10 protein-coding genes are annotated in these 12,842 nt (G+C 63.5%); 5 read left to right on the top strand and 5 right to left on the bottom strand.

The genetic code is table 11. The features are described 5' to 3' along the window. Positions 1-96 precede the first annotated feature (96 nt). Both ACLFLU_RS23615 and ACLFLU_RS23610 read right to left on the bottom strand, forming a co-directional pair. Positions 97-1,473 carry a sensor histidine kinase gene (locus tag ACLFLU_RS23615; protein ID WP_426407257.1) on the bottom strand — a complete coding sequence of 459 codons (1,377 nt, stop codon included), beginning with the start codon at positions 1,471-1,473 and terminating at the stop codon, positions 97-99. Then, positions 1,470-2,144, bottom strand: a complete 675-nt coding sequence (locus ACLFLU_RS23610; protein ID WP_426407256.1) for a response regulator — start codon at positions 2,142-2,144, stop codon at positions 1,470-1,472. The genes ACLFLU_RS23615 and ACLFLU_RS23610 overlap by 4 nt, the downstream gene beginning before the upstream one ends. Positions 2,145-2,317: 173 nt before the next feature. On the opposite strand from ACLFLU_RS23610, the gene ACLFLU_RS23605 reads away from it, so the two are divergent. The 4 genes from ACLFLU_RS23605 (at position 2,318) to ACLFLU_RS23590 (ending at position 5,451) form a co-directional block, all read left to right on the top strand. Next, positions 2,318-2,644: an NIPSNAP family protein gene (locus tag ACLFLU_RS23605; protein ID WP_426407255.1), complete on the top strand. Its 327-nt coding sequence runs from the start codon at positions 2,318-2,320 to the stop codon at positions 2,642-2,644. Positions 2,645-2,770: 126 nt separating this feature from the next. Next, positions 2,771-3,622, top strand: coding sequence for a 3-deoxy-8-phosphooctulonate synthase (gene kdsA, locus ACLFLU_RS23600; protein ID WP_426407254.1), 852 nt, complete (start codon positions 2,771-2,773; stop codon positions 3,620-3,622). After that, on the top strand, positions 3,622-4,833 hold the full coding sequence (locus ACLFLU_RS23595) for an MFS transporter (protein ID WP_426407253.1): 1,212 nt from the start codon (positions 3,622-3,624) through the stop codon (positions 4,831-4,833). The genes kdsA and ACLFLU_RS23595 overlap by 1 nt, the downstream gene beginning before the upstream one ends. 165 nt (positions 4,834-4,998) lie before the next feature. Further along, entirely contained in the window at positions 4,999-5,451 is a 453-nt protein-coding gene (locus ACLFLU_RS23590; RefSeq protein ID WP_426407252.1) for a universal stress protein, read from the top strand. 112 nt (positions 5,452-5,563) lie between these two features. Here the strand turns inward: ACLFLU_RS23590 and ACLFLU_RS23585 are convergent, their stop codons facing one another. The 3 genes from ACLFLU_RS23585 to ACLFLU_RS23575 all read right to left on the bottom strand — a co-directional run bounded on the left by ACLFLU_RS23585 (position 5,564) and on the right by ACLFLU_RS23575 (position 11,352). Further along, a complete protein-coding gene (locus ACLFLU_RS23585; RefSeq protein ID WP_426407251.1) occupies positions 5,564-9,607 on the bottom strand; it encodes a hypothetical protein in 4,044 nt (1,347 codons plus the stop codon). Between the two features lie 263 nt (positions 9,608-9,870). After that, the gene (gene queF / locus ACLFLU_RS23580) at positions 9,871-10,323 is read right to left on the bottom strand and encodes a preQ(1) synthase (RefSeq protein WP_426407250.1); all 453 of its coding nucleotides are present in this window, start codon (positions 10,321-10,323) and stop codon (positions 9,871-9,873) included. Positions 10,324-10,374: 51 nt separating this feature from the next. After that, on the bottom strand, positions 10,375-11,352 hold the full coding sequence (locus ACLFLU_RS23575) for a virginiamycin B lyase family protein (RefSeq protein ID WP_426407249.1): 978 nt from the start codon (positions 11,350-11,352) through the stop codon (positions 10,375-10,377). A gap of 174 nt (positions 11,353-11,526) precedes the next feature. On the opposite strand from ACLFLU_RS23575, the gene eno reads away from it, so the two are divergent. After that, a complete protein-coding gene (gene eno, locus ACLFLU_RS23570) occupies positions 11,527-12,810 on the top strand; it encodes a phosphopyruvate hydratase (RefSeq protein WP_426407248.1) in 1,284 nt (427 codons plus the stop codon). Positions 12,811-12,842: the final 32 nt, after the last annotated feature.

The raw sequence follows: 12,842 nt of genomic DNA, 5'->3' as shown, positions 1-12,842 counted from the left end.
TCGATGGCACCTCGGAAGATCAAAGGTGAAGCGGATGCACTGTCGCGGCGTTGGATTGCGACAGCATTGCGCTGTGAGCCGCGGATGCAGATTGATTCAACTCTGCCGGTATGGCGGCAGCGTCATTCTGAAGCAGGTGCCGGCGTCGGCGCCATCGGTGACCGAGACCTGCCCGCCATGCAGGAGCACGATCTCGCGCACCATGTTGAGACCGAGGCCGGCGCCGCGATCGAGCGGCGTGAGCCGGTAGAACGGCTCGAAGATCTGCTCGCGTTGATCAGCGGGAATGCCGGCGCCTTCGTCGGTGACCTCGATGCAGGCAGGCTTGCTCACGCGAATGCCGATCGTGCCGCGGCGAGGGCCGTGCTGGATCGCATTCTGCACGAGATTGGTCAGCGCGCGCTCCAGCGCGGCTGTATCACCGATCGTCTCGATCGGCGTTGAGGGCGCATCGAGCGCCAGCTCGTAGCCCGCGGCGATCGCGAGCGGCGCAAGGTCAGCGGCCGCGGTTTGCGCGATCGCGACGAGGTCGACGCGCGTGAAGGGATGACCGCAGCGGTCGAGCCGCTGGATGTCGAGCAATTGCTCGGCGAGCGTCGCCAGCCGCGCGGCATCCTCCAGCAGCCGGGTCCTGTCCGGACCGGAGGGGAGCGATTCCAGCCGCGTGTTCAGGATCGCGATCGGCGTGCGCAGCTCGTGCGCGGCATCCGCAACAAAGCGCTTGTGACGGGCATAACCCTGGTCGAGCCGCGCCAGCGCGTCGTTGACCGCGGTGACCAGCGGCACGACCTCCAGCGGAACCTTCTCCACCGACAGCCGCGCGCCGCGCTGATGGATGTCGATGCGCCGCGCCTGATCCGCGGTCGCATCCAACCCCTTGAAGGCACGTCGCACGATCATCGGCGTCGCGATGAAGGTCGCGGTGCCCATCACGAGCAGGCCGGGCAGGGCGATGCCGAGAAATGCCAGCGATGTCATCAACAGCGCCTTGGCGCCGGTCAGCCGGCCTTGCGTCGCGGTGATGATCTGCACGTTGCCGGCATCGGTGTCGACGCGCTTCAGCCGTGCCGCCGGCTTGCGCGGGTCGTCCTCGAACATCTGCCAGCCGAGCCGCGCCTGGCTGATCTGGTCGAGGCCGCCGCCGATCGCCGCGAATTCCGCCGGCACGGCACCTTCGGTGAGCGAATGTCCTTGCCGGTCGCGGACCAGAAACCAGAGGTCCGGTGTCTCGGCACGCAATTGTTTCAGGTCGGGCGTCGACCGCAGGGTCAGCTCGCCGTCCGCGTTACGCGCGAGCGCGTGCTGCACGACATCGATCACGCGATCCTCGTCGCGCTCCGCAAGCACCAAGCCTGCGGCGCAGAGCGCACCGACGACAAGGGCAACCAGCGCCAGCAACAGCGCGGCCTGGAGCGCAAGCAAGCGCCAGCTCAATCTCGAGCGCAGGCAATAGGGATCGTCGTGCCTGCTCATGGCAGCTTCTTCAGGAGATAGCCGACGCCGCGAATGCCGTGGATCTCCACGCCGGCATGGGCATCGGTGAGCTTGCGGCGCAGCCGCGAGATATGGGTATCCAGCGCATTCGACTGGATCTCGTCGTCGAAATTGTAGACGGCCTCTTCGAGTGCCGAGCGCAGCACCGTGCGGCCGATCCGGCGGATCAGGGCTTCGAGCACCAGCAATTCGCGGCGTGGCAGCTCGAACGGCTGGCCGTCGATGCTGGCCTCGCGATGGCCGACGTCGAAGGCGAGGCGGCCGGCGCGGATGATTTCCGGAGACAGGCCCGCGGGCCGCCGCAGCACGGCACGCAGTCGTGCCAATAGCTCCTCGACCGCGAACGGCTTGGCCAGATAATCGTCGGCACCGCTGTCGAGCCCGGCGATACGGTCGGCGAGCTCGCCGCGCGCGGTCAGGACGATGATCGGTACGCCGTCCGCGCGCGCGCGAAGCTTGGGGATCAGGGTGAGGCCGTCGCCGTCGGGAAGCTGGCGGTCGAGCAGGACGGCGGCATGGACGTCGGCGGAAATCGCTTCCTCCGCGTCCGCAAGCGTGGGGGCGTGATCCACCACCATGTCGTAGCGCCTGAGCGCGGACGAAAGCGCCGTGGCCATCTCCGCCTCATCCTCAACGAGCAAAATCCGCATGGTCCGGCACCTCAACCGCATTGATCCCTTCTAGCGGCCCGATCATTGCGGCAGCATTGCGGGAAATGATCCAGCCATGCGCGAAACGCCGCGGGGGGCGGCCGGGGAGGGCTCAAGACAGCATCACGGCCGATCGTTATAACCTCCGCCCGTGTTTAGGGAGGAAAACAGCAATGATCTACGAAATGCGCGTCTATCGCTGCGTGCCGGGCCGCCTGCCGGTGCTGTTGAAGCGGTTCGAGACGGTGACTCTGAAGCTGTGGGAGAAGCACGGCATCCGTCAGGCCGGCTTCTTCACGACGCTGATCGGTGAATCCAACCAGGAGCTGACCTATTTTCTGGCCTGGGAGTCGCTTGCCGATCGCGAGGCGAAGTGGGGCAAGTTCATGACCGACCCGGACTGGATGAAAGCACGCGCCGAGAGCGAAGCGGACGGCCAGATCGTCGGCAACATCGTCAGTCAGCTGCTGACGCCGACCGCCTTCTCGTCGGTCAAATAGCGGCTGTCGAGCATGGGTTGCGGCGGGAACCTCCCGCGCAACCCTGATATTCGGATAGCCCGGGCCGAATGGGGTTGATCGGCCCCTCATCACCGCTATGGTCGCGGCGAAACGAGGGAACTGGCCTTGAGCTCTTCATCATCCGCGGCCCCGGTCGTCAGCGTTGGCACGGTCAAATTCGGCAATGATCTGCCGATCTCGATCATTGCCGGCCCGTGCCAGCTCGAAAGCCGTCAGCATGCGCTGGAGGTCGCCTCCGCGCTGAAGGAGATCGCCGCGCGGCTGAAGATCGGCCTCGTCTACAAGACCTCCTTCGACAAGGCCAACCGCACCAGCGCCTCGGCGGAGCGCGGCCTTGGCTTGGTGCAGTCACTCCCGATCTTTGCCGAGATCCGGTCCTCGCTCGGTCTGCCCGTGCTCACCGACGTGCACGATGCCGCGCAATGCGCCGACGTTGCGCAGGCCGTCGACGTCCTGCAGATCCCGGCCTTCCTGTGCCGGCAGACCGATCTGCTGCTGGCTGCGGCCGCAACCGGCAAGGTCGTCAACGTCAAGAAGGGGCAATTCCTGGCGCCCTGGGACATGACGAATGTCGTCGCCAAGATCACCGGCGCCAACAATCCCAACGTGCTCGTCACCGAGCGCGGTGCCTCCTTCGGCTACAACACGCTGGTGTCGGACATGCGTTCGCTGCCGATCATGGCGCGCACGACAGGCGCACCCGTGATCTTCGATGCCACTCATTCGGTGCAGCAGCCGGGCGGGAAGGGCGCGTCCTCCGGCGGCGAACGCGAATTCGTGCCGGTGCTGGCGCGCGCGGCCGTGGCCGTCGGTGTCGCCGGCGTCTTCATCGAGACCCATCCCGATCCTGATCATGCGCCGTCCGACGGCCCCAACATGGTGCCGCTGCATCAGTTCGAAGGGCTCATCCGCACGCTGATGGCATTCGATACGATCGCCAAGGGCCAAGCCCACTGATGCACGAGCCCGTGGCCAGGCCGTCGTCCGACCAGAAGTTTCCGCCTGCAATCAACATCATTGCGCTTGCGAGCTTCTCGGCGGCATTGTCGACGCGCGCGCTCGATCCCGTCCTGCCGCACGTCGCCGAGGAATTTTCGATCAGCATCACGACGGCGGCGAGCATCGCAGCCGGCTATGCGCTGATCTACGCGCTGATCCAGCCGATCGTCGGCGCTGCGGCCGATTTGTTCGGCAAGGCGCGGCTGATGACGTTGTGCCTGGCGCTGCTCGGCGTCGCCTGCATTCTGGGCGCGCTCTCGACCTCCTTCTCGGGCCTGTTCGCGAGCCGCATGCTCGCCGGCATCGCCTCGGGCGGGGTGTTTCCGGTTGCGCTCGGCCTCACCGCCGACCTCGTCGCGCCGGCGAAGCGGCAGGTAGCGATCGGGCGCACGCTGGCGGGCTCGATGACAGGCAATCTGCTTGGCGCGACTGCCTCGGGCATCATCGGCGATCTCGTCGGCTGGCGCGGCGTGCTGGTGATCATCGGTGCGCTCGGGCTGATCGCGGCCGTCGCGGTTGCCGCGGGCTTTCGCGGTGCCGCCCTGACAGCGACACCGAAGAGCGATCTGAAGACCCTGCGGCAGGGTTATCGCACCATCCTCGCCAATCCCAACGCGCGCTATTGCTATTCGGCCGTGTTCGTCGAGGGCTGCTGCGTGTTCGGCCTGTTTCCCTTCATCGCCGCCTTGCTGTTCGATCTCGGCGAAACCTCGCTGTCGATCGCGGGCATCGTGATCGCGGGTTTCGCGGTCGGCGGGCTGTTCTACACGTTCACGGTCTCGCGCTTCCTGCCGCGACTGGGCGTCAAGGGCATGATGATCGCAGGCGCGAGCCTCGTCGCGCTCCAGCTCGCGGCACTCGCCCTTGGGCCCGGCTGGAAGGTCCAATTCGCCATCATGCTGCTGATGGGCTGGGGCTTCTACATGATCCATGGCTGCCTGCAGGTGTTTGCCAGCGAGCTGTCGGTCGAGGCGCGGGCGACGGCGATGTCGCTGCACTCGTTCTTTTTCTTCATGGGCCAGACGGTCGGACCGCTCGCCTACGGGTTCGGGCTTGCCCATACCGGCAAAGCGCCGACGCTGGTCGCGAGTGCCGTGCTGATGGTGCTGCTGGGCCTTGCCTGCGCCGCGTTGCTTAAGCCGCGAGCACCGTCCGACGCGCGTGCCTGAGGTCAGCATTTCGCTACCGATCTCCGTATTTTCCTGGCAGTGAACGCGTTGCTGCGCCACGGGCCGAGACATTGAGATTGAAATAAAAGCGAATAGACCGAAGGCCGGGATCGGACCATATTCGGAGGCGTCGCTTGCGGGGGCGAGCAGCAAGGGAGCCGCCGAATGTACGCCAATATCCTTTTGAGCACCGATGGTTCGGACGTCGCAAGAAAAGGCGTTGAGCATGGAATTGCTCTGGCAAAAGCCTTGAATGCCAAAGCGACAATCGTCACCGTAACTGAACCGCAGCCAATCGATTATGGTGGCGGACACGATTCAGGATGGTTTCCTTCGCAGGAAGAGATTGATCATTTTGACGCAGCCTGCAAGCAACACGCAGGCAAGGTGCTCGATCAAGCTCGGTCCATGGCAGAGCGGATCGGGCTGTCGGTAGAACTCCTACACGTCCCGAATGCGCACCCAGCCACCGCGATTGTCGAAACGGCAAAGTCCAGAGGCTGCGACTTGATCGTCATGGCCTCTCATGGGCGGCGTGGGCTCAGAAAACTGTTTCTGGGAAGTCAGACATCCGAAGTTCTCGTCAACGGAAGCGTGCCGGTCCTGGTCGTGCCGTAGTCGCGGGCCTCCCGTCGGCGGCCGGCGAGGTCGGCTCAGATCTTGCGGCAAGGTGCGCGCGGGAAGGGGAGTTGTCCTCCCGCGCGCACCAAGGTTACTTCTGCGATATCCATCACACCAGGTGGAAGCCGTGCAAATCATGCGACGAATGAGTTTGCGAAGGGTCGTGCGTGGAGGCCAGCCAATCGGCTTGTTCTGCCGCCAACGCGGCCTGCGAGAGCGCGCCTCCGGGCTGGGTGGGTGCTGTGATGACGTGCGAGTCGTTGTTGACGAGGCTGTCGTTGAAGTGGCTGCTGCCGGAAAAAACAAAGCCATCGCGGCTAGCCGCGACCGCGGCCGGCCCGGAACTTTGATCGGCGACGAACGCGGCGCCGTGAGCGCTCCCGAATTTGAAGCCGGGTGCGTCGCTGGCAGAGACGAGTGCGGTGAACTTGCCGGTCGTGGGATCGACCGCACCGAACGCATTGCCGATGGAGGCGAAGTAGTCGTTGGTGTTGAGGTCCGTGGCGTGAACCGTGAGGACGCGGTTGTCCGCGGTATCGGAAATATAAAACGTTCCTGCGTGTGCATCGACTTTGAGAACGTCGTCGAGCCCGGCGCTCGCCGGCACCCCCTGCACCTTGGTGAAGGTCACCGACTGATGTGAGGTCCCGGCATCGTGCACGTCAATGATGACCTGATCGCTGCCACTGGCCAGCAACAGGTCACCATTTGGCGCGAGCTTGAGCGAGTCCGGATCGTTTTGTGGAATGACCTCGGTCTTGCCGGTCTCGAAATTGAGGCCCTTGTCACCGAAATCCAGGATCGGCTTGGTCTTGAGGGGACCATCCGGGTCGCTGCCATTGGTGAGCTGCACCAAGGTCGGATCGCCGGGATTGGCCGGATTGGTATAGCTCAGGAACTCCTTGCCATGCGTGAACACCACATCATCGTAGCCACGCGTTGCCGACGGAACGGCATAGGAGAGGGGCTTGCTAAGGCTGTGATCCTCCGGATCGATAATCGTCAGGGTGGAGTTGCCGTCCTGGTTCTGGAGCGCCCAGATATCGCCGGTCGTGGGATCGACCTTCAGGCCATCGACATATCCGGTGATCTGGAAGCTCTGGTCGATATGGCCCGAGCGATCATATTCGACGATCGTGCTGTGCCCCGACTTGCCGGTGGAGTCCGCACCGTTGGTGTAGGCGACCCAGATGTCGTCATGCGCCACCGTGATCGAGTCAGGCGATTTGCTGCCGGACGGTGCGTTGGCCAGGGTTGAGATATGATCGACCTTGCCAACGATCGGGGGCGGATCGGCGGTGAAGGTGATGCCATGTGGCGAGCTGAAGCTGAAGCCGGGCGCATTGTCCGCCGAGAGCAGCGCCGTGAAGAGGCCGGTGGCCGGGTCAATCTGTCCGAACGCATGCAGGCTTCCGACCGAAGCATAATAGTCGTTGGGGTTGAGGCCCGTGACGTGAAACGAATAGACCTTGTTGGTTGCGGTATCCGTCAAGGTGAAGGTGCCGGATGTTGCATTCGGCCGAATAACGTCGTCGAGACCGGCGTGTCCTTTCGAAACGCCGGCGACGTCGGTGAACGACACGGATTGGTGGGCCGTGCCGGCGTTCTTGATATCGACGATCGTGCCGTCGTCACCACTGGTCAGCAGCAGATCGCCATTCGGCGCGAGCTTCAGCGAGTCCGGATCGTTCAGCGGCACTGCTTCGATCTTGCCAGTCACGGTATTGAGGCCGGTTACCCCGTCAGTCAGTACCGCTTTAGTCGTCAGCGTTCCGGTCGGGTGGTCGCCGTTGACCAGCTCCACCAGGACGGGATCGCCCGTGCCGTTCGGGTTGGTGTAGCTCAGGAACACCTGGCTTCCCTTGAACACTACATCGTCGTAGCCGCGCGTCGCTGACGGATTGGCAAAGCTGAGCGGGGCGGACACCGCATGCGTGATCGGGTCGATCAGCGTGAGCGTGCTGTTGCCGTCCTGGTTTTGCAGCGCCCAGATCTCGCCGGTCACAGGGTTGTATTTCAGCCCGTCGACCGAGCCGGGTATCGAGTAGGAATATTCGATCTTGCCGGCCTGGTCGTACTGGATGATGGTGCTCGAGCCGCCAGCGCCCGTTGAATCCGCGCCGTTTCCATACTCGACGAATGTCGAGCCATGTGCGGTCGTCACAGAATCGGGCTGGCTCGAACCGTCGAGCGGCGCCTCGAAGGTCTTGACCACTCCGATCTGCGGAAAGGGCGCCGCATTCTTGTCGGGAACGAAGACAACGCCGTGCGGCGAACCGAAGGTGAAGCCCGGCGCGTTTTCCGCCGAGACCAGCGCAGTGAACACACCGGTGTTCTCGTCGACCTGGCCGAACGCACCGAGCGCGCCAACCGAGGCATAATAGGCGTTGGGGTCGAGGCCGCTGACATGCACCGTAATAACGTGGCCGTCCTTTGCATCCGAGATATAGAACGTACCGGAGGTCGCAGTTGGCTTGATGACATCGTCCAATCCGGCGTTGCCCACGGAGGCCGCCGGAATTCCCTTGATGGGCGTGAAGGCCACCGCCTGTTTGGAGGTGCCGGGATTCTGGATGTCGATGATCACACCGTCGGCGTTGCTGGAGAAGATCAAATCGCCATTGGCGGCAAGCTTCAGCGAATCCGGATCGGTCTGCGGGACCAGCTCCATTTTGCCGGTCACCGTGTCGTATCCCATCGTGCCGTCGAGCAGCACGGGAGCCGTGGTCAGCAACTCGCCCGGCTTCGGGTTCGGTCCGTTCAGGAGCTTGACGATGGTCGGATCGCCATTACCGGTCGGATTCGTGTAGCTCAAGAATACGTCCTGGCCCTTGAACACCACGTCGTCATAACCGCGCGAGGTCGAGGGGGTGGCGTAGTCGAAATGCGCCGCGATCGTCTGCGCATTGGGGTCGATCAGAGTCAGCGAGGAGCGCGCATCCTGGTTCTGGAGCGCCCACACCATTCCTGTCTCGGGGTTGAACTTCAACCCGTCGACCGATCCCTCAATCGAATAGGCATGAACGAAATGCCCGGCCTTGTCGTACTGGATGATCGTGCTGTTGCCCGGCACCACGCCGGTAGAGTCGACGCCGTTGCCGTATTCCACGAACACATACTTTCCGGCGATCGTGATCGAATCCAGTCCGGTGACCCCGTTGGGGGGCGAGGCAAACGTGCCGATCGAATCGACATGCGCCACGGCCGGTGCATGCTTGTCGGGAACGAAAATCAGTCCATGTGCCGAGGCGAATTGCGCTCCGGTTACGAGCGGCGTGAAGACGCCGGTGGTCGGATCGACTTGGCCAAAGCCGCCCAGGCTGGCAACGGAGGCATAGTAGTCATTGGTGTTGAGGCCGCTGGCGTGGAATGAATAAACCTTCCCGGAATTCGTATCGGTCATGTAGAACGTGCCGGCGGTCGCGGCCGGCCTGATCACGTCGTCGAGGCCGGCATTGCCAATGTCGCCCGCGGGAATCCCTTTGATCGTCGTGAACGAGATCGCCTGGCTGCCGGTCCCCGGGTGCTGCACGTCGATGATGGTGCCGTCGGCATTGTCGGTGAAGATCAGGTCACCGTTGGATGCGAGCTTCAGCGAGTCCGGATCAGACTGGGGAACGACTTCCGTCGCGCCGGTCACCGTGTTGATGCCGGTCGCGCCGTCGGCCAAAACCGTCGTCGTCAGCAGTGTGCCACTCGGATGGTCGCCGTTGAGCAGTTCGACCAGCGTTGGATCGCCGACACCGTTCGGATTGGTGTAGCTCAGGAAGACCTTGTCGCCGCTGAACACGACGTCGTCATAGCCGCGCGTCGCGGACGGATTGGCAAAGCTCAGAGGCCCGGTCGTCTTGTGAGTGATCGGATCGATCAGCGTCAGGGTGGAATTTCCGTCCTGGTTCTGCAGTGCCCAGATCTGACCGGTGTAGGGATTGTATTTCAATCCATCGACTGAGCCTGCGATAGAGTAGGTATGTTCGACGATCCCCTGCTTGTCATATTGCACGATCGTGCTGGAGCCGTTTGCACCGTGCGAGTCCGCGCCGTTGCCGTACTCGACGAAGATTGTCCCGTTCTCGATCGTGAGGGAGTCGGGTTTCGTCGCGCCAATCGGCGTGCCCGATGCAAACGTATGTATTCCGCTGATCACAACCATATCGACCCTCCCTGGGTACTGGTGAGGGCCGGGAGACAACACTTGACCGACGACGGGTGTGTGACAATTCGCCGCTGAAATTTTCTATTGATTGCGGAACATTTCTCGCGTTGCGAATTCTGGCTTGCCGCTCAAACAGATCGCGAAACGTTGTCGCGAAAAAGCCAAAATGCCGAGGCGGTTCAGCAGATGCGATCGGCTTTGAGTCCGTCGGCGCTGCGAATGGAAATCGTTCGTCCGTCGGCGATTTCCGGAGGCCTCGCTTAGCCTCGCCCGCGATAGGGCGCGACGCCTTGCTCCGGCACCCACAGGCCCTTCGGCACGCGGCCGGTCTGCCAGAACACGTCGATCGGGATGCCGCCGCGCGGGTACCAATAGCCGCCGATGCGAAGCCATTTCGGTTTGATCTCGGAAGCAATGCGCTTGCCGATCATCACGGTGCAGTCCTCGTGAAAGGCGCCGTGGTTGCGGAAGCTCGCGATGTAGAGTTTCAGCGATTTCGACTCCAGCAGCCATGGGCCGGGCGCGTAGTCGATCATCAGATGGGCGAAATCCGGTTGTCCCGTGACCGGGCAGAGCGAGGTGAATTCCGGCACTGTGAAGCGGACCAGGTAATCGGTGCCCGCCTGCGGATTCGGCACGCGGTCGAGCTGGGCTTCTTCCGGTGTGTGCGGCCATTCGACCGCGCGGCCGAGCTGGAGGGATTTTTTCGCCATTGTCGTCACATCCTGTTTCGGATGCCGGGATGGACGCAAATGCCGCGGCCGTCAACCGGCGGCGATTGTCAGGATCTGCACGATGCGGTCGTTGCCCGACTCGCAGCCCCATAGCTCGCCTGGCCTGCCATCAAGCTGGCGGACATTGGCATTGGCCTTGTCGCTGGCGAACACGTTGAACTGCTCGGTCACGGGATCAAACCGGACGATGGCGTTGGCGGAGAAGTCGGTCAGCCAGACCTTGTCCTTGTCGTCGACATAGACCGCATAGGTGCGGGGGCTATCGCCCGGCAGCTTCCAGCTTTTCCAGGTGCCGTCAGCGGGATCGTGCACCGACACATGCCCGCTGTTCCACTCGCTGACCCAGATCCGACTCTTCGAATCCGACCAGACGCGCCGCGAACCCTGGCCCGGCGTCGGCGGCTCCACGACGGCCGCATTGCCGGTCACAGGATCGATCTTGGCGATATAGCTGCCGGCGAGGGAGGCGTACCAGATGTCGCCCTTGGGTGTCACCGCGATGCCGTAAGGGCCGACACCCTTGGGCGCCTTGTACACGCTCATCTCGCCGGACTTCGGTGCGAGCCGGCCGTAATAGCCGGATTGGCCGGTGAACCAGTAGGTGCCGGTCTTGTCGAACACGCCGGTGTTGAGATTGGCGTAGGCGAATTTTTCAGGCAGGCGAAACAGGGTGACCTTGAGGTCGGCGGGATCGACCCGCGCGATCGCGTTCTGGCCGCCCTCGGTGATCCAGGGCGCACCGTCGGGGCCGATCGTGACGCCGTGGGGCGCCGCGCCCGATCCAAGGCCGACGGTCTTGAAGGTGCCATCCTTCGGATCGAGCCTGCCGAGCATGCCCTTGCCCTGCGCGGTGAACCAGACCGTGCCGTCAGGGCCGGGCGCCAAGTCGTGCAGGCCGATGCCGGGGCTGATCGGGAAAAATTTTCTCCGGAACGGGCCTTCCTGCGCAAAACTTGGGCGGGACGCGAACAAGGCGGCGCTCGACGCGAGAAACTGGCGGCGATTCATGGCGTTACCCCGACTGTTTCAGATTGAGGTTGGACGCGCGGACCACGTGCCGTCGAGCATAATCTGAGGCTCTTCACGCGTCAGTCGAACCGGCTCGCCCAAGCGTTCACATTTGCTTGCGCTCCGTGTAAGACCCGCGGCACCGATCAGCCCTAACGAACGGAAGTGCACATCATGACCGCCATCATCGACATCATCGGACGCGAAATCCTCGATAGCCGCGGCAATCCCACCGTCGAGGTCGACGTCGTGCTGGAAGATGGCGCGCTCGGCCGCGCCGCGGTGCCGTCCGGCGCCTCCACCGGCGCCCATGAGGCGGTCGAGCTGCGCGACGGCGACAAAGCCCGCTATCTCGGCAAGGGCGTCACCAAGGCAGTCGGCGCCGTCAATGGTGAGATCTTTGAGGCCCTGAGCGGCCTCGACGTCGAGCAGCAGGCGCAGATCGACCAGATCATGATCGACCTCGACGGCACGCCGAACAAGAGCCGGCTCGGCGCCAACGCCATTCTCGGCGTGTCGCTCGCCTGCGCCAAGGCGGCCGCGAATTCGCTCGACATGCCGCTCTATCGCTACGTCGGCGGCACCTCGGCGCGGCTCTTGCCGGTGCCGATGATGAACATCATCAACGGCGGCGTGCATGCTGACAACCCGATCGACTTCCAGGAATTCATGATCCTCCCTGTCGGCGCGTCCTCCTTCGCCGAGGGCCTGCGCTACGGCGCGGAAGTGTTCCACACGCTGAAGTCTGAGCTGAAGAAGGCCGGCCACAACACCAATGTCGGCGACGAGGGCGGCTTCGCCCCGAACCTACCGTCGGCGGACGCCGCGCTGGAGCTCGTCATGAACGCGATCGGCAAGGCCGGCTACAAGGCGGGCACTGACATCGTGATCGGCCTCGACTGCGCTTCGACCGAGTTTTTCAAGGACGGCAAGTACGTCTATGAAGGCGAGGGCAAGACCCGTTCGGTCTCCGAGCAGGCCAAGTACCTTGCAGACCTGGTCGGCCGCTATCCGATCGTCACCATCGAGGACGGCATGTCGGAAGACGACATGGACGGCTGGAAGGAGCTGACCGATCTCGTCGGCAAGAAGTGCCAGCTCGTCGGCGACGACCTGTTCGTCACCAACGTCAAGCGTCTCGCCGAAGGCATCAAGGCCGGCCGCGCCAACTCGATCCTGATCAAGGTCAACCAGATCGGCACGCTGACCGAGACGCTCGCCGCCGTCGAGATGGCGCACAAGGCCGGTTACACCTCGGTGATGTCGCACCGCTCGGGCGAGACCGAGGATTCGACCATCGCCGACCTCGCGGTCGCCACCAATTGCGGTCAGATCAAGACCGGCTCCCTTGCACGTTCCGATCGCACCGCCAAATACAACCAGCTTCTCCGCATCGAGCAGCAGCTCGGCAAGCAGGCGCTCTACGGCGGCAAGGCGGCACTGAAGGCGCTGGCATAAGCCAGCGCTTGAACAACGGACAGGGGAGGATC

It is taken from the genome of Bradyrhizobium ganzhouense, assembly GCF_049949285.1.
Taxonomy (GTDB): Bacteria; Pseudomonadota; Alphaproteobacteria; order Rhizobiales; family Xanthobacteraceae; genus Bradyrhizobium; species Bradyrhizobium ganzhouense.
Note: the sequence above shows the minus strand (reverse complement) of the source record. Positions and strands in the feature narration are given on the sequence as shown.